Source organism: Mesorhizobium sp. C268A (genome assembly GCF_040324475.1).
Lineage (GTDB): Bacteria > Pseudomonadota > Alphaproteobacteria > Rhizobiales > Rhizobiaceae > Mesorhizobium.
In genome coordinates this window covers 2,435,230-2,453,200 of the sequence record NZ_JAMYVX010000001.1, presented here as the reverse complement: position 1 = coordinate 2,453,200, position 17,971 = coordinate 2,435,230, and the positions used below count along the sequence as shown (strand labels likewise).

Genomic DNA, 17,971 nt, shown 5'->3' with positions numbered 1-17,971 from the left:
ATGCGGGTCGTGGTCGATCAGGATCTGTGCGGAACTACCGGGCAGTGCGTGCTGACGCTGCCGGGCGCCTTTCGCCAGCGCGAACCGGACGGGGTGGCCGAAGTGTGCGTGGCGACGGTCCCGCAGGCGCTGCACGCCGCCGTGCGGCTTGCGGCCAACCAGTGCCCGGTCGCCGCCATTCGGGTCATCGAAAGCGACGCTAGCCATGACGAGAGCGCCAGTGCCGACCCTGCGCCTTCTCCGGCGCAGGCCGAGCGGCATGCTGCGAAAGACCAATGCAATTCAGGAGACACGATGGCAAGGTTTAAAGGCAAGGTGGCCGTGGTGACCGGCGCCGGCGCCGGCATCGGCAAGGCATGCGCTCTCGCCATCGCGCGCGGGGGCGGCAGAGTGGTGGTGGCCGACATTGATGGCTCGGCGGCCATCGCCTGCACCGCGCAGATCGCGGCCGAAGCAGGCCACGCGCTGCCCATAGCCATGGATATCGCCGATGAGCAGGCGGTGGCAGCGCTGTTCGAGACGGCGGAGCGGCACTTCGGGGGGGTCGACCTGCTGGTTAACAATGCGAGCGCGATGCATCTGACCCCGCGCGACTGCGCGATCCTCGACCTGGACTTGGCAGTCTGGGACCAGACCATGGCGACCAATCTGCGCGGCACGCTGCTCTGCTGCCGGCAGGCCATCCCACGGATGATCGCCCGCGGCGGTGGCGCGATCGTCAACATGTCGTCGTGCCAAGGGCTCAGCGGTGACACGGCGCAGACGTCCTATGGCGCGTCGAAGGCGGCGATGAACATGCTCTCGGCTTCGCTCGCCACCCAGTACGGTCATGCGCAGATTCGCTGCAACGCGGTTGCGCCGGGTCTTATCATGACCGAGCGTCTCCTCGCCAAGCTGGACGAGTGCATGCAACGGCATCTGCGCCGGCACCAGCTCCTGCAGCGCGTCGGCCGCCCCGAGGACGTGGCCGCGCTCGTGGCGTTCCTGCTCTCCGCCGATGCTGCGTTCATCACCGGCCAGGTCGTGTGCATCGATGGCGGCATGCTGGCGCATGTGCCGACATACGCGGACGGTGGCAACAGCTGCGCCGCGCGCCCTGCCGGCGACACCGAATCGGCGACGGCGGCGCGCTGCTGATGGACATACTGCTCAACCCGGTCAACCGTCGGCACCGGCTGCGATCCGACATCCCGGTCATGCCCGGCGCTTTCCCCCTGGTAGGGCATCTTCCCGCCATTGTCTGCGACCTGCCGCGCCTGCTGCAACGCGCAGAACGGACGCTGGGCAGCCACTTCTGGCTGGATTTCGGCCCTGCCGGACATCTGATGACCTGTGTGGATCCGGACGCATTCTCTCTGCTCAAGCACAAGGACGTGTCCTCGGCGCTGATCGAAGAGATCGCGCCCGAATTGCTTGGCGGAACGTTGGTTGCCCTGGACGGCGGCGCGCACCGGCAGGCGCGCGATGCCATCAAGGCAGCGTTCTTGCCCAAGGGGCTGACCCAGGCCGGGATCGGCGACCTGTTCGCGCCGGTCATCCAGGCGCGGGTGCAGGCGTGGCGCGCCCGCGGCGAGGTAACTATCCTGCGCGAGACCGGCGACCTGATGCTGAAGCTCATCTTCAGCCTCATGGGAATCCCCGCGCAGGACCTGCCGGAATGGCATCGCAAGTACCGGCAATTGCTGCAGTTGATCATCGCGCCACCGGTCGACCTGCCCGGATTGCCTTTGCGGCGCGGCCGCTCCGCCCGCGACTGGATCGACGCGCAGTTGCGCCGGTTCGTCCGCGATGCGCGCGCGCATGCCGCGCGCACCGGGTTCATCAACGACATGGTGAGCGCTTTTGACAGCAGCGACGGTCCGCTCTCCGATGACGTCCTGGTCGCGAACATTCGCTTGCTGCTGCTTGCCGGTCACGACACCACTGCCTCGACGATGGCCTGGATCGTGATCGAGCTGGCGAGGCAGCCTGTGCTGTGGGACGCCCTGGTCGAGGAGGCGCAACGCGTGGGCGCGGTGCCGACCCGGCACGCGGACCTGGCGCAGTGTCCGGTCGCCGAGGCCCTGTTTCGCGAGACACTGCGCCTGCATCCGGCGACCACGCTCCTGCCGCGTCGCGCGCTGCAGGAATTGCAACTCGGCCAACGGCGCATTTCCGCGGGCACCCACCTATGCATCCCGCTGCTGCATTTCTCGACCTCGGCGCTGCTGCACCAGGCGCCTGATCAGTTCCGCCTGGCGCGGTGGCTGCTACGCACAGAACCGATCCGGCCCGTGGACATGCTGCAGTTCGGTACCGGTCCACACGTCTGCATCGGCTACCACCTGGTATGGCTGGAAATGGTGCAGTTCTGCATCGCCTTGGCGCTGACCATGCACAAGGCCGGGGTGCGGCCGCAGTTGCTGAGCGACGTCGAAAAAGGCCGGCGCTACTACCCGACCGCACATCCGTCCATGGCAATCCGCATAGGCTTCTCATGAGCTGGGCACGCCCTGTGTGGCAAGGCAGCGGCGCCGGCGGGGCGCGACATTGCTGCACTCAGCGCACGCACTCGTGTGACGACTTGCGCTCGCCGTGGCCGTCTCAGCTACAAGGACATGAACAACATGCAGACCGGTTCCACAATACACGACGACCGAACTGGCGTTTCCGCATTCGGCGGGTTGGGCGCGCAGGCGCGCGGCGCATCTGGCGGGCTGCTCCCGGAGATCTGGATGCAGGACGGCGCACAGCGGGTCGAACAGGCGCTGGCGCGTCTGCTCTGCGCCGAAGACGACGGTAAGACAGAGCTGATGGCAGCCATGCGCTACGCCACCTTGCATGGCGGGAAGCGCACCAGAGCCTTGCTCTGTCTGGCTGCCGGCGCACTGGCGGGCACGCCGGCGCACATGCTCGACGACGTCGGTGCCGCCATCGAGATGATGCACGCCTGTACCCTGGTCCACGACGACCTGCCCGCGATGGACGACGACGTGCTTCGCCGCGGCCTTCCGACCGTGCACGTAAAGTTCGGCGAAGCCACTGCGATCCTGGTCGGCGATGCGCTGCAGGCCCACGCCTTCCTGACCCTGGCGAACCTGGATGCGCCGGGCGACAATCGTATCGCGCTCGTGCGTGAACTGGCGCAGGCGGTGTCCGCCGAGGGTGCCGCAGGCGGGCAGGCCATGGATCTGTCGCTGGTCGGAAAGCACGCTGGGCTGGACAGGATCCTGGCGATGCACCGGATGAAAACCGGAGCGCTAGTGCGCGCGTCGGTTCGCATGGGCGCGCTATACTCCATCGCGGAGGATGCCGCGCACACTACGCTGTACAGTGCGCTCGATCGCTACACCGCCTGTTATGGCCTGGCGTTGCAGGTGGCCGACGACATTCTCGACGCGACGGCGAATACCGCGACTCTTGGCAAGACCCCCGGCAAGGACGCGGCCGCGCAGAAGCCGACCTGCGCGTCGATCATGGGGTTGCAGGCAGCGCGCCAGTTCGCGCTGTTTTTGTTGCACGACGCCGGGGAGGCCATCGCCCCTCTGGGGGCGCGTGCGGAAGGGTTGGCGCAGATGCTGCAGCGGGCCAACGTCTATCTGTCCGCGCCATACGCATGAGCGCGCCCATCCATAAGGACTTGCCGCTGTGCTGCTGCGATCGGCCGGCGGGCGCTGCATGCTGCACTGTGTTCGTGTCGGCGGCGACGTGCGCGGCGTCTGCCCGTTTCTGTTCTCATAGCCCTCTGCAGAAGGAAAATCCCGCGTGAACGCGCTGTCCGAACAGATCCTTTCCGAATTGCGCCACCTGCTGAGCGAGATGAGCGACGGCGGCAGCGTCGGTCCGTCCGTATACGACACGGCGCGAGCTCTGCAGTTCGACGGCAAAGTCACCGGTCGGCACGAGGCATACGCGTGGCTCATCGCGCAGCAACAGGCCGATGGCGGATGGGGAGGTGCGGACTTCCCGCTGTTTCGCCATGCGCCCACCTGGGCGGCGCTGCTGGCATTGCAGCGTGCCGATCCTCTTCCCGGCGCCCCCGACGCAGTCCAGGCTGCAATCCGGTTCCTCGAGCGCCAGCCCGATCCCTACGCGCATGCGGTGCCGGAAGACGCGCCCATCGGCGCGGAGCTGATCCTGCCGCAGTTGTGCGGGCAGGCCGCATCCTTGCTGGGCGCCTTGGCGTTTCCGCGCCACCCGGCGCTGTTGCCGTTGCGGCAAGCACGCCTGGTCAAGCTGGGGGCTGTGGCGACCTTGCCGAGCGGCCATCCGTTGCTGCACTCCTGGGAAGCCTGGGGGGCGTCGCCGGCCACCGCATGCCCGGACGACGACGGCAGCATCGGCATCAGTCCGGCGGCCACCGCCGCGTGGCGTGCGCACGCCGTGACACAGGGAAGAACGCCGCAGGTCGGGCGCACCGACGGGTATCTGCAGGCGGCATCGCGGGCAACGCGCACCGGCATCGAAGGTGTCGTTCCCAACGTCTGGCCGATCAATGTGTTCGAGCCATGCTGGTCGCTGTACACCCTGCATCTGGCCGGTCTGTTCGCGCATCCCGCGCTCGCCGAGGCGGTGCAAGTGATCATCGCGCAGCTCGACGCCCGCCTCGGCGTGCGCGGTCTGGGCCCGGCCTTGCACTTCGCGGCCGATGCGGACGACACCGCCGTTGCGTTGTGCGTCCTTCGCCTTGCAGGCCGCGACCCGGCGGTCGATGCATTGCGCCATTTCGAAACCGGCGAGCTGTTCGTCACCTTCCCCGGCGAGCGCAATGCCTCGGTGTCGACCAACATCCATGCCCTGCATGCGTTGCGAATGTTGGGAAAACCCGCCGCTGGCACCAGCGCCTACGTCGAGGCCAATCGCAACCCGCACGGTCTATGGGACAACGAAAAATGGCACGTTTCGTGGCTGTATCCAACCGCGCATGCGGTCGCTGCGCTGGCGCAAGGCAACCCCCAGTGGCGCGACGAGCGCGCGCTGGCGGGGCTGCTGAAGGCGCAGCGCGACGACGGCGGCTGGGGCGCTGGTCGCGCGTCCACATTCGAGGAAACCGCCTATGCGCTGTTCGCGTTGCACGTGATGGACGGGAGCGAAGAGCCGACCCGGCGCCGGGGCATCGCGCAGGCGGTGGCGCGGGCGCTGAAGTGGATGCTCGCCTGCCACGTGGCGCATTCACTGCCCCAGACGCCGCTGTGGATCGGCAAGGAACTGTATTGCCCGACCCGGGTGGTGCGCGTGGCCGAACTCGCCGGGTTGTGGCTGGCGCTTCGTTGGGGGCGGCATGTTTTGGCCGAGGGAACAGGAGCCGGGCCATGATCCCGACCGATCGCGCGCTGCAGCAGGTGCTGGAATGGGGGCGTTCCCTGACCGGGTTCGCCGACGAGCATGGCCTGGAAGCAGTCAGGGGCGGCCAGTATATCCTACAGCGCATCCATCCGAGCCTGCGCGACACCAGCGCCCGCACCGGCCGCGATCCGCTGGACGAAACGCTGATCGTGGCCTTCTATCGCGAACTGGCGCTGCTGTTCTGGCTGGACGATTGCAACGACCTTGACCTGATCGCGCAGGAGCAGCTCGCCGCGGTGGAGCAGGCGCTGGGGCAGGGCGTGCCGTGCGCGCTACCAGGATTCGAGGGCTGTGCTGTGCTGCGCGCTTCGCTCGCCGCGCTCGCCTACGATCGTCGCGACTATGCACAGCTTCTCGAGGATACCCGGTGCTACTGCGCGGCGCTGCGCGCCGGACACGCGCAGGCGGCAGGGGCAGAGCGCTGGTCCTACGCCGAGTACTTGCAGAACGGCGTGGATTCGATCGCCTACACGAACGTGTTCTGTTGCCTGTCGTTGCTGTGGGGGCTGGACATGGCGACCTTGCGCGCGCATCCGGCGTTTCGCCAGGTCCTGCGGCTCATCTCCGCGATAGGGCGCTTGCAGAACGATCTGCATGGACAAGAAAAGGATAGGTCGGCCGGCGAGGCCAACAACGCGGCGATCCTGCTGCTGCAGCGCTATCCGGCCATGCCTGTCGTGGAGTTCCTCAAGGACGAGCTGGCCGGCCACACACGCATGCTGCACCGGGTGATGGCGCAAGAACGCTTTCCCCGGCCGTGGGGACCGCTGATCGAAGCCATGGCGGCCATCCGCGTGCAGTACTACCAGACCTCAAACAGTCGCTACCGCAGCGACCCTGCGGGGGCAGCCCAGCGTGCGCCGGCCTGAACGAGCGGAAAATGGCGGCGTGCGCGCGCTGCCGTCGGTCCGACCCGACGCAACGCCGTCGCCCGATGACGCGGATGGAGCGAGCATCAGCGACACCAAGTTGAGCCGGCGCAAGGACGACCATCTGGACATAGTGCTGAATCGGCGAACGGCACGGGCCAAGGCCGCCGGCTGGGAGTACATCCGTTTCGAACACTGCGCATTGCCCGAGTTGGACCTGACGCAGATCGACCTCAGCGCCTCGCTGCTGGGCAAGACCATGCGCGCGCCTCTGCTGATCAGCTCCATGACTGGGGGCATGCCACGCGCCGAGGCCATCAACCGGCATCTGAGCGAGGCAGCGCAAGCCTTGGGGATCGCCATGTGCGTCGGTTCGCAGCGCGTGAGCCTGCAATCCCGCAACTCCCAGGGGCTGACGCGCGCGTTGCGCCGCCTGGCCCCAGACGTTCCCTTGCTGGCCAATATCGGCGCCGCGCAACTGCGCGAGGCCGACGGCCTGGACCTCGCGCGCCGGGCGGTGGATGCACTAGAGGCCGATGGACTCATTGTCCATCTCAATTCGCTGCAGGAAGCGGTACAGCCGGAGGGCGACCGCGACTGGCGCGGCGTCCTGGCCCAGATCGCTCGCGCCGCACGTAGCGTCGGCGTGCCGATCGTGGCCAAGGAAGTGGGGTCGGGCCTCTCTGCCTCGGTGGCTTGTGCGCTCGTTCAGGCGGGCGTGGCGGTGATCGATGTCGCCGGCGCCGGCGGCACCAGTTGGGCCGCGGTGGAGGGCGAGCGGGCCCCCGATGCCGCCGACCGTACAGTTGCGATGGCGTTCGCCGATTGGGGGATCCCGACCCCGGCCAGCGTGCAGGCGGTACGTCGGGCGCTGCCAGCGGTGAAGCTGATCGCGTCGGGCGGGGTCAGCGACGGCGTCGACGTGGCCAAGGCTATCCGCCTGGGCGCGGACATCGCCGGGCAGGCAGCCGGCGTGCTGCGCGCGGCTACGGTATCCACCGAGGCGGTTGTCGCGCATTTCGAGATCGTCATCCGCCAGTTGGCCGTCGCCTGCTTCTGCACCGGCTCGGCTGATCTGGCGGCGTTGCGTCAGGCGCGCTTGTTGCCCTGGGCGCATCTGCCCTCCGGTTGATGCCGGCGGCGCCCGTACGGTGCGGCGGGCGCTAGTCTTACTGAGTGAGAAGATCGCGGACCGCCGGGCCATTCGCGCTGGTCGCCGGGTTTTTCGGGTGCTGCTTCGTGATCAAGGACGCGTTCCGCCATATGGACAGCCGCGAGTAAGCGTATTCGACGGCTATCTCGATGCTCGATCAGGGTGACCGGTCACGCCGAAGATGAGCCCTAAAAGGGTCGGAACACCAGGTGCGGCGGGAGACCGATAGGAGCAGTGGTACAAAGGCATTGCCATCAAGGAGTGGCGATCACATTGACCCAGTCAGCGCGGACGCGATTTCAGCTGCCGGACCGCCTGATTTAACGTTCCGATGATTTCGGAGCGCTGATCGGGCGTCCGTTTCGACGGCGCCATCGTCCGGCGCCAAATGCAGGATAGTTGATCTCTTTTCATATCATAGAGCTGATGCATGATACGCGAACAGATCATGACGTGTTGACTCGATCGCTGGATAAGGTACTCTGCCATATCATCTAGCATTGGAATGGATCGTTTACGTATCATATGGACTCTCAATCGCAAATTCTGCGCGAAATCGGTGGGTTTTTCAGGCAGGCGAGGCTGGCCGCTGCCATGACGCAGGAGCAGGTCGCTGACTTGGCGGGTATATCCCGTCCCCGATATCGCGACATCGAAAAGGGAGCCGCGGCCGCGCGTGCAACGACGCTCATGAATATCGCTCGCGCGCTCGGTCTGGAAATGATGCTGGTTCCGCAAGTCATGGTGCCGGCTGTCCAGGCTCTATTGCGTCCGCATGATGATAACGATCGACCCGCCTTTGTTTCTCAACCTGACGATGACGATCATGGCCCCAGTCTTTCGCGCACCTAAGACGATCCCGTCGCTGGACGTGCTCTTGAACGCAGTGAAGATCGGCACAATCGTCAGGACGCCGGGCGATTTCAATGCATTTAACTTCGATGAGGCCTACCGCGCGACGGGCGGCTTTCCGGTTCTCAGCCTGTCGTTCCGGGCAGCGACGGGAGGATTGCGGAAAGATCCGAAGCCTCTGGCAAGCGCCTTGCCCGCTTTCTTCGCGAACCTCCTGCCGGAGGAGAAATTGCGCGAGGCGATGGAAAGGCACCACGAAGGCAATGTGCGGCCAGGCAATGACTTCGATCTTTTAGCGGCACTAGGCGCCGATCTGCCGGGAGCCGTACGGGCGTTGCCCAGTGACGGCGCGATAGCGGTTTCGCAGGATGCTTCAAAGGATCAGCCCAAGGCACGGTTCTCGCTTGCCGGCGTGCAGATGAAGCTGTCGGTCATGAAGAACATTGGAAAAGGCGGCGGCCTTACCTTGCCGATGGACGACGAGCAGGGCCGGTACATTGCCAAGTTCCCTTCGACGGCCTTTCCGGGCGTTTCCGAGAACGAATTCGCCAACCTGGCGCTGGCAGCAGCAATCGGCATGGACGTTCCTGAATGCGAACTGGTCGAGAAGTCCGATTTTGAGGGCGTTCCAGAAGAATTCAACACGCTGTCTGACGGCAAGGTCCTTCTCGTCAAACGCTTCGATCGCGGCGCCGGTGGCGAGAGGATACACATCGAGGATTTCGCTCAGGTCTTCGGTGTCTACCCCTCGCGCAAATATGAGGGAGCTGCTTATCATGACATAGCCTTGGCTCTTGGCGTGGCCGTCTCGCTTACGGCGGCTCTCGAGTTCGTCCGCCGCCTGGCACTGATCGTCATCACCGGCAACGGCGACATGCACCTGAAGAACTGGTCTTTGATCTATCCCGGTAAGGGCGACAAGCCGGCGCTTGCACCAATCTACGACCTCCTATCCACCGTGCCATATATTCCCGCCGACGCCATGGCGCTGTCGCTTGGAGGAGAGCGCTCGTTCAAGGCGCTAGCAGCACCGCGATGGAAAGCATTTGCGAACCGTGCACGGCTTCCGGAGCCAGCAGTCCTGAAGGCAGTGGTCGAGACAGCCAAACTCGTCAACGAACACTGGTGGCATCTGCCTGAGCGCGACCTTGTCGCAGCGAAAGTGCTCGAGCGGATCGACGGACATGTGAAGGCGATGACGCCGATACTGAACTCCTGCGCCGAGAAGTAAACCGAGTCCCTCGTGTTGATATAGCGGAACTATTCGCCCGTGGCCCCGGATGAGTGGCCGTGGATCGGTGGTATGCTAGGATCGCGCGCAAAGTCGGCGGAGTGTCCACTTGGACACGCGTTGAGCAAGCACGTCAGCTCGTGGGCACAGAAGAGTTCGCAGCATCCCGCAGAGGGTCGATATGCTGTTCGTCCACCTCAATACAACGATGGGGTTCAACCGAATGCGGTGACTGAGGATCGCGATCCGACGCTTTGTGTCGCCAATGTCGCGTCCGCTACACGGGCTGTTCCGACGATCCTTTCTTGGAACTCAAGCTAAACCCCTGAAAAGCAACCATGAAATTATTCTTCGGTTCGATCAGCCAAATTGGCATGAGTCTTGAGATCCTTAGGTGCGAGGCGGCTAGAGCTGCCCGACCGGCATTCAAGTCGCGGCAGCCGCGATGAATGGGAACGAAGGAAGGAAAGCTACATGTCAGGTTTGCGTCAGATCGCCTTTTACGGCAAGGGCGGCATCGGCAAGTCCACCACCTCCCAAAATACGCTCGCCGCCCTGGTCGACCTCGGGCAGAGAATCCTGATCGTCGGCTGCGACCCCAAAGCCGACTCCACCCGCCTGATCCTGAACGCGAAGGCGCAGGATACCGTCCTGCATCTCGCGGCAGAGGAAGGTTCGGTGGAAGACCTGGAACTCGCGGACGTGCTCAAGGTCGGGTACAAAGGCATCAAATGCGTGGAGTCGGGCGGACCCGAGCCGGGTGTCGGCTGCGCCGGCCGCGGCGTGATCACCTCGATCAACTTCCTCGAGGAGAACGGCGCCTACGACGATGTCGACTATGTCTCCTACGACGTGCTCGGGGATGTGGTGTGCGGCGGTTTCGCGATGCCGATCCGCGAGAACAAGGCCCAGGAAATCTATATCGTCATGTCCGGCGAGATGATGGCGCTCTATGCCGCCAACAACATCGCCAAGGGTATCCTGAAATACGCCCATTCGGGCGGCGTGCGGCTCGGCGGCCTGATATGCAACGAGCGCCAAACTGACCGCGAACTCGACCTCGCCGAGGCGCTTGCTTCCAGGCTCAATTCCAAACTTATCCACTTCGTGCCGCGCGACAACATCGTCCAGCACGCCGAGCTCAGGAAGATGTCTGTGATCCAGTATTCGCCGGACTCCAAGCAGGCCGGCGAATACAGGGCGCTGGCCGAGAAGATTCATGGGAATTCGGGCCAGGGCACCATCCCGACCCCGATCACCATGGAGGAGCTCGAGGACATGCTGCTCGACTTCGGCATCATGAAGACGGACGAGCAGATGCTTGCCGAGCTTCAGGTCAAGGAAGCGGCTAAGGCGGCCGCACAGTAGCGACCGCTGCCGACATGAGGCGCCGCCTGACCTGGTGCGTCTTTCAAAGAACGGCGCCTCGTCGGTGAGGCGTCACCCTGAACCTTGAAAGGGGTCCCATGAGCCTGGAATACGAGAATGACGGTGGCCTCCATGCGAGGCTTATCGAGGAAGTGCTGTCGCAATATCCTGACAAGTCGGCGAAGCGGCGCAGAAAGCACCTCAGCGTGGCAAAGAGCGGCGACGAGGCTGGCGAGGAAAGCGAGGTCCTTTCCGAATGCGAGGTCAAATCGAACATCAAGTCCATCCCAGGCGTGATGACAATTCGCGGCTGCGCCTATGCCGGCTCGAAAGGCGTGGTGTGGGGTCCAGTTAAGGATATGGTCCATATCTCGCACGGCCCGGTCGGCTGCGGGCAATATTCCTGGTCTCAGCGCCGCAACTACTACGTCGGCACGACCGGCATCGACACGTTCGTCACCATGCAGTTCACCTCCGACTTCCAGGAGAAGGATATTGTTTTCGGCGGCGACAAGAAGCTCGAACGGATCATCGATGAGATCGAGGAACTGTTTCCGCTGAACAAGGGCATGACTGTGCAATCCGAATGCCCGATTGGCCTGATTGGCGACGACACCGAAGCTGTGTCCCGCAACAAGACCAAGGAGCACGAAAAGACAATCGTGCCGGTGCGCTGCGAGGGCTTCCGCGGCGTCTCGCAATCCCTCGGCCACCACATCGCCAACGACGCGATCCGCGACTGGGTGTTCGATAAGAAGGACCTCGAGTTCGAGGCCGGCCCGTACGATGTCAATGTGGTCGGCGACTATAATATCGGCGGCGACGCCTGGGCTTCGCGCATCCTGCTCGAGGAGATGGGCCTGCGCGTGGTCGGCAACTGGTCGGGCGACGCTACGCTGGCCGAAATAGAGCGGGCGCCAAAGGCGAAACTCAATCTCATCCATTGCTACAGGTCGATGAACTACATCTGCCGGCACATGGAGGAAAAGTATGGCATTGCCTGGATGGAGTACAATTTCTTCGGCCCCTCCCAGACCGAAGCCTCTCTGCGCAAAATAGCCAAGCACTTCGGGCCGGAAATCGAGGCCAAGGCCGAGGCGGTCATCGCCAAATACCGGCCGCTGGTCGAAGCGGTCATCGCCAAGTACCGGCCGCGCCTCGAAGGCAGGACGGTGATGCTCTATGTCGGCGGGCTGCGCCCCCGTCACGTCGTCACGGCATATGAGGACCTGGGCATGGTGATCGTCGGCACTGGCTATGAATTTGGCCATAACGACGACTATCAGCGCACCGGCCACTACGTGAAGAAGGGCACACTCATCTATGACGACGTGACTGGTTACGAGCTGGAGAAGTTCATCGAGGGGATCCGTCCTGATCTCGTGGGCTCCGGCATCAAAGAAAAGTACCCGGTCCAGAAGATGGGCATACCGTTCCGTCAGATGCATTCCTGGGATTATTCCGGCCCGTATCATGGCTACGACGGCTTCGCCATCTTCGCCCGCGACATGGATCTGGCCATCAACAACCCGGTCTGGAACCTCTACGACGCCCCCTGGAAGAAACAAGCCGAGGCCTCGGCGGCGATCGCAGCCGAATGAAACCCTAGCCTCCCGGAAGCCGGGAGGCCGTGAACGCCTGTGGCCGCTTGTCCGCGGGAGACCTGAAACTTTCGACGTCCCTGTGCCGCGTATGGCGGGCCAGATGGAAAGAGGTAACCACCCATGCCGCAGTCGGCTGAAAAAGTTCTCGACCACGCGCCCTTGTTCCGCGAGCCGGAATACAGGCAGATGCTCGCCGAGAAGAGGCTGAATTTCGAATGTCCGCACCCGGACCAGATCGTTACCGACCAAGGCGAATTCACCAAGACGTGGGAATACCGCGAAAAGAACCTTGCTCGCGAAGCGCTTGTCGTGAACCCCGCCAAGGCCTGCCAGCCGCTCGGCGCAGTGTTCGCGGCCGCAGGCTTCGAGCGAACCATGTCCTTCGTCCACGGCAGCCAGGGCTGCGTCGCCTATTACCGCTCGCACCTGTCGCGCCATTTCAAGGAGCCTGCTTCGGCGGTTTCCTCCTCGATGACCGAGGACGCGGCAGTGTTCGGCGGCCTGAAGAACCTGGTCGACGGGCTCGCCAACACGTACCAACTCTACGACCCGAAGATGATCGCCGTCTCGACCACTTGTATGGCGGAGGTCATTGGCGATGACCTGCACAGCTTCATCGAGAACGCCAAGGACGAAGGCTCGGTCCCGCGCGACTTCGACGTCCCCTTCGCCCATACGCCGGCCTTCGTCGGCAGTCATGTCGATGGCTACGACGTCACGCTCAAGGGTATTTTGGAGCATTTCTGGAAGGGCGAGGAACGAACAGAAGCCGAGGGGACCATCAACATCATTCCGGGCTTCGACGGGTTCTGTGTCGGCAACAACCGGGAACTCAAACGCCTGCTCGATCTGGTAGGTGTGTCCTATACCTTCATCCAAGACGCCTCTGACCAGTTCGACACGCCGTCGGACGGCGAATACCGCATGTATGACGGCGGCACGAAGATCGAAGACGTGAGAAAGGCACTCAACGCCGAGGCGACACTTTCGCTACAGCATTACAACACCCGAAAAACACTGGAGTATTGCGAGGGGGTGGGGCAGGCGACGGCCTCGTTCCATTACCCGCTCGGAGTCCAGGCAACCGACGACTTCCTCGTGGAAGTCTCCGCGATTTCCGGCAAGCAAATCCCGGAGGCAATCCGCCTGGAGCGCGGCCGACTTGTTGACGCCATGGCGGACAGCCAATCCTGGCTGCACGGTAAGAAATACGCCATCTACGGCGATCCAGACTTTGTCTACGGCATGGCCCGCTTCATCATGGAAACGGGCGGCGAGCCGACCCATTGCCTAGCCACCAACGGCACCTCGGCGTGGCACGCGGAGTTGAAGGAGCTGCTTGCATCATCGCCCTTCGGCAAGGGTGCTCAAGTCTGGGCGGGCAAGGATCTGTGGGCGTTGCGCTCGCTGCTCTTCACCGAGCCGGTGGACCTGCTGATCGGCAGCTCCTATGGCAAATATCTGGAGCGCGACACGGGCACGCCGCTGATCCGGCTGACGTTTCCGATCTTCGATCGCCACCATCACCATCGGTTTGCGCTGATGGGCTACCAAGGCGGGTTGCGCGTGCTGACGACGATCCTCGACAAGATCTTCGACAAGCTCGATCGCGAGACAAGCGAGACGGGCGTGACGGACTATTCGTATGACCTCACCCGCTAAGCTTGACGGTCGGCTTTGGCCGGTCGTCTTCCCGAGGGACTTTGGAGACCGACGCAATGTCCTTGCTCAGAGCCAAAATCCAGGATGTCTTCAACGAGCCTGGCTGCGAGCAGAACCGCGGCAAGGATGCCAAGGCGCGCAAAAAGGGCTGTTCCAAGCCGCTGACCCCCGGAGCGGCGGCCGGTGGCTGTGCCTTCGATGGCGCCAAGATCGTGCTGCAGCCGATCACCGACGCCGCACACTTGGTCCATGGGCCGCTCGCCTGCGAGGGCAATTCCTGGGACAACCGCGGTGCGGCTTCGTCCGGGCCAACGCTGTGGCGCACAAGCTTCACGACCGACCTCACCGAAGTCGATGTTGTGATGGGGCGGGGCGAGCGGAAGCTTTTCAAAGCGATCCGCGAGATCAAGGAAGCGTATGGGCCGCCGGCGATATTCGTCTATCCGACGTGCGTGACGGCGCTGATCGGCGACGACATAGAGGCCGTCTGCCAGCGCGCGGCGGAAAAGTTCGGCTTGGCCGTTGTACCGGTCAACGCGCCGGGCTTCGTCGGCTCCAAGAATCTTGGCAACAGGCTTGCCGGCGAGGCGTTGCTCGAGCATGTCATCGGCACGGCCGAGCCCGACGATCCCGGTCCTTACGACATCAACATCCTTGGCGAATTCAACCTCTCAGGCGAATTCTGGCTGGTGAAGGCGCTGCTGGATCGGCTCGGGATCCGGGTGCGCGCCTGCATTCCGGGTGACGCGCGTTACTTCGACATTGCCTGCGCGCACCGCGCTCGGGCGGCTATGATGGTGTGCTCCACTGCGCTCATCAATCTCGCCCGCAAGATGGACGAGCGCTGGGGCATCCCGTTTTTCGAGGGCTCCTTCTACGGCATCACCGATACCTCGGATGCACTCCGGAACATAGCTGAGCTGCTCGTGAAGCAGGGTGCTGATCCGGAGATCCTCGGCCGCACCGAGGTATTGATTGCAGAGGAAGAGGCGATCGCCTGGAAGAAGCTAGCGGCCTACCGGCCGAGGCTCGCAGGCAAGCGCGTGCTGCTCAACACCGGCGGCGTGAAGTCCTGGTCGGTCGTCCATGCGCTGATGGAGATCGGGATCGAGATCGTCGGCACCTCTGTCAAGAAGTCGACCGTCGAAGACAAGGAGCGGATCAAGCAGATCCTCAAGGACGACAACCATATATTCGAGCAGATGGCAGCGCGCGAGCTTTACGCCATGCTCTCCGAACACAAGGCCGATATCCTGCTGTCGGGCGGGCGCACGCAATTCATCGCGCTGAAGGCCAAGACACCCTGGCTCGATATCAACCAGGAGCGCCAACACCCTTACGCCGGCTATGACGGCATGGTGGAACTCGTACGCCAGATCGACATCGCCATTCACAACCCGATCTGGGGGCAGGTGCGGGAGCCGGCACCATGGGATTGCCAGCGTGCGGTGAGGGAGGAACGGCCGAGCACGAAAAGCGAGACCGGGACCTTGCATGCTGTCCAGGAATTCGCCGGCACGACGGCCGACGATTTCGGCGAGTGTTGAGGAAAGCAGATGGTTCGCATCCTTCCCCAGACCAAAGCGGCGGCGGTCAATCCGCTGAAGTCATCGCAGCCGCTCGGTGCCGCCTTGGCCTTTCTTGGCGTCGACGGCGCGATGCCGTTGTTCCACGGCAGCCAAGGGTGCACCAGCTTCGCGCTCGTGCTCTTCGTGCGACATTTCAAGGAAGCCATTCCCTTGCAGACAACCGCGATGGACGAGGTGGCGACGATCCTCGGCGGGGCAGACCATCTGGAAGAGGCGATCCTCAACCTCAAGGCCCGCACAAAGCCAACGCTGATCGGGGTTTGCACGACCGCGCTGGTGGAAACCCGGGGCGAAGACTGCGCAGGAGATATCGCCAATATCAGGCTGAAGCGCGCGGAAGAACTCGCGGGTACTGAGGTGGTGCTGGCCAACACGCCAGATTTCGATGGTGCGATCGAAGAGGGCTGGGCCAAAGCTGTCACCGCAATGATCGAAGGGATTACACGGCCCGGCGAGCAGGCGCGGAAATCGAAGAAGATCGTGATCCTGCCTGGCTGGAACCTCACTGTGGCTGACATCGAGCATGTGCGCGAGATGGTTGAGAGCTTTGGACTGAAGCCGGTGATTTTGCCGGACGTCTCCGGCTCGCTCGACGGTACGGTGCCCGACCGTTGGGTCACGACCACCTATGGCGGCACCAGCGTCGAGGATATCCGCGAGCTTGGCGCGGCCGAGCAATGTATCGTCATCGGTGAGCATATGCGCCGCCCGGCCGAGGTGCTGCATAGGTTGACCGGCGTGCCATACGTACTGTTCCGGTCACTGACTGGATTGAGAGACGCCGACCGGTTCGTCTCGCTGCTGTCTACGGTTTCGGGCGCGGCGGCGCCGTCTGGGGTGCGCCGTCAGCGGTCGCAGTTGCAGGACGCGTTGCTCGATGGACATTTCCACTTTGGAGGCAAGAAAATTGCGATCGCTGCTGAACCAGACCAACTCTACCAACTCGCGAGCTTCTTCATCGGCATGGGCTCCGAAATCGCGGCGGCGGTCACAACGGCCGCTATGTCGAAAATTCTGGAGGAAGTGCCGGCGCAGTCGGTTCAAATCGGCGATCTCGGCGATTTGGAAGCGCTTGGCGACGGCGCTGATCTTCTCGTTACTCATTCCCACGGCCGCCAGGCGGCGCAGCGCCTCGGCATTCCGCTCATGCGGGTCGGCTTCCCGATCTTCGACCGGCTCGGGGCCCAGCACAAGCTCACAATCCTCTACCAGGGGACCCGCGACCTGATCTTCGAGGTTGGCAACATTTTCGAAGCCAACGGGCGAGCGCCGACGCCTGAGGCGCTTGATCCACTCCGTAAGCGAGAAATGCCAGATGAGCTCCGTCCGTCGCCTCTCGCTCGTCACTGACGAGGTTCACGCACCGACGCCGGAACGCCAAGCGGGCGCATTGCGCGTGGCGATCGCCACGCAGGACATGAAGAACCTCAACGCCCATTTCGGATCGGCCAGGCGCTTTGCTGTCTACGACGTGATGCGCGAGGAGTGGAATCTCGTGGAAGCCGTGGCCTTCGATGACGTTTCCGACGAGAGCGGGAAGCATCGAACTGAGGGCGATGACCGCATCACCCCGAAGGTGGAGGCGCTGAAGGGCTGTCATCTCCTGTTTTGTCTGGCGATCGGCGGACCTTCGGCAGCCAAACTTGTTTCCGCAAAGATCCATCCGATCAAAGTCCCGCAGCCCCAGACCATCCAAGAGGTGCTGTTGCGCACGCAGATGATGCTCAGGACGTGTCCTCCCCCTTGGCTGCGCAAGGTGCTGGCGCAGGCAGGTGTCGCTGAACAGAAACCCTCCTTCGAGGACGAAAGCTGAAATGAGGAGTGGGCGAAATGTTTGAAGCCGCTGTTAGCCCTGCCGCCACCGAGGACGAGGCGGCTCTTGCCACCCCGTTCGTCAAATGCCTCGTGCGGCTGATCCGTGCCAATGATTCCCACGGGTCATGGGAAGGCAAATCGGACGCCGAGCTGCTGGGCGACTTCATCATCACCAGGGAACAGCGCCGTGCAATTCCAATCATCGGCGATCCCGATCCGGACGTGCTGTGGAGGCTCGACAAGTTCTACACCGCCGTCGGGCTTGCGATTGAGGAACGCTCCGGCCTGATGGCATCGCCGATGATGGAGATAAGCCACGAGGGCTTCGGGCGCGTGCTCTTCACGGCCGGGCGACTGGTCGTTCTGTCCAAGACCCTGCGCGACGTCCATCGGTTCGGCTTCGAGACGTTCTGGAAACTCGCTGCGGCCGGTACCCAACTGGCCGGCGATGCCACCACAGCCATTGAGGCTTATCCCGAGGTGGCGCGGGCGTGATGGAACCG

General features: G+C 63.6%; 15 protein-coding genes and 1 pseudogene. All 16 read left to right on the top strand.

Annotated features, from left to right (window positions below; all coding sequences use genetic code 11):
- A pseudogene (locus NKL06_RS11865) lies at nt 1-126 on the top strand (ferredoxin); the annotation flags it as partial.
- A gap of 168 nt (nt 127-294) precedes the next feature.
- Nucleotides 295-1,137, top strand: a complete 843-nt coding sequence (locus NKL06_RS11860) for a glucose 1-dehydrogenase (RefSeq protein WP_031210717.1) — start codon at nt 295-297, stop codon at nt 1,135-1,137.
- Nucleotides 1,137-2,480, top strand: a complete 1,344-nt coding sequence (locus NKL06_RS11855; RefSeq protein ID WP_023694340.1) for a cytochrome P450 — start codon at nt 1,137-1,139, stop codon at nt 2,478-2,480. Before NKL06_RS11860 ends, NKL06_RS11855 begins: the two co-directional genes overlap by 1 nt.
- A 117-nt stretch (nt 2,481-2,597) precedes the next feature.
- Nucleotides 2,598-3,599 (top strand): polyprenyl synthetase family protein, encoded by a 1,002-nt coding sequence (locus tag NKL06_RS11850; RefSeq protein ID WP_023694341.1) that lies wholly within the window; start codon nt 2,598-2,600, stop codon nt 3,597-3,599.
- A gap of 145 nt (nt 3,600-3,744) precedes the next feature.
- Complete coding sequence (locus tag NKL06_RS11845; RefSeq protein WP_023694342.1) at nt 3,745-5,295, top strand: hypothetical protein; 1,551 nt, start codon at nt 3,745-3,747, stop codon at nt 5,293-5,295.
- On the top strand, nt 5,292-6,194 hold the full coding sequence (locus NKL06_RS11840) for a terpene synthase family protein (protein ID WP_023694343.1): 903 nt from the start codon (nt 5,292-5,294) through the stop codon (nt 6,192-6,194). Before NKL06_RS11845 ends, NKL06_RS11840 begins: the two co-directional genes overlap by 4 nt.
- Nucleotides 6,195-6,222: 28 nt before the next feature.
- Entirely contained in the window at nt 6,223-7,326 is a 1,104-nt protein-coding gene (gene fni, locus NKL06_RS11835) for a type 2 isopentenyl-diphosphate Delta-isomerase (RefSeq protein ID WP_502903786.1), read from the top strand.
- Between the two features lie 546 nt (nt 7,327-7,872).
- Nucleotides 7,873-8,199, top strand: coding sequence for a helix-turn-helix domain-containing protein (locus NKL06_RS11830; protein WP_023694346.1), 327 nt, complete (start codon nt 7,873-7,875; stop codon nt 8,197-8,199).
- Complete coding sequence (locus NKL06_RS11825) at nt 8,174-9,430, top strand: type II toxin-antitoxin system HipA family toxin (protein WP_031210720.1); 1,257 nt, start codon at nt 8,174-8,176, stop codon at nt 9,428-9,430. The genes NKL06_RS11830 and NKL06_RS11825 overlap by 26 nt, the downstream gene beginning before the upstream one ends.
- A 474-nt stretch (nt 9,431-9,904) precedes the next feature.
- Nucleotides 9,905-10,798, top strand: a complete 894-nt coding sequence (nifH, locus tag NKL06_RS11820) for a nitrogenase iron protein (protein ID WP_023694348.1) — start codon at nt 9,905-9,907, stop codon at nt 10,796-10,798.
- A 98-nt stretch (nt 10,799-10,896) separates the two neighbouring features.
- Nucleotides 10,897-12,399: a nitrogenase molybdenum-iron protein alpha chain gene (gene nifD, locus NKL06_RS11815; RefSeq protein WP_023694349.1), complete on the top strand. Its 1,503-nt coding sequence runs from the start codon at nt 10,897-10,899 to the stop codon at nt 12,397-12,399.
- A 123-nt stretch (nt 12,400-12,522) separates the two neighbouring features.
- Nucleotides 12,523-14,064, top strand: a complete 1,542-nt coding sequence (gene nifK, locus NKL06_RS11810) for a nitrogenase molybdenum-iron protein subunit beta (protein ID WP_023684975.1) — start codon at nt 12,523-12,525, stop codon at nt 14,062-14,064.
- A 56-nt stretch (nt 14,065-14,120) separates the two neighbouring features.
- Nucleotides 14,121-15,611, top strand: coding sequence for a nitrogenase iron-molybdenum cofactor biosynthesis protein NifE (nifE, locus tag NKL06_RS11805; RefSeq protein ID WP_031210721.1), 1,491 nt, complete (start codon nt 14,121-14,123; stop codon nt 15,609-15,611).
- Nucleotides 15,612-15,620: 9 nt separating this feature from the next.
- Nucleotides 15,621-17,003 carry a nitrogenase iron-molybdenum cofactor biosynthesis protein NifN gene (gene nifN, locus NKL06_RS11800; protein WP_023694351.1) on the top strand — a complete coding sequence of 461 codons (1,383 nt, stop codon included), beginning with the start codon at nt 15,621-15,623 and terminating at the stop codon, nt 17,001-17,003.
- Nucleotides 16,969-17,466, top strand: coding sequence for a nitrogen fixation protein NifX (nifX, locus tag NKL06_RS11795; protein ID WP_031210722.1), 498 nt, complete (start codon nt 16,969-16,971; stop codon nt 17,464-17,466). Before nifN ends, nifX begins: the two co-directional genes overlap by 35 nt.
- 17 nt (nt 17,467-17,483) lie before the next feature.
- Nucleotides 17,484-17,963, top strand: coding sequence for a NifX-associated nitrogen fixation protein (locus NKL06_RS11790; protein WP_023694353.1), 480 nt, complete (start codon nt 17,484-17,486; stop codon nt 17,961-17,963).
- Nucleotides 17,964-17,971 lie beyond the last annotated feature (8 nt).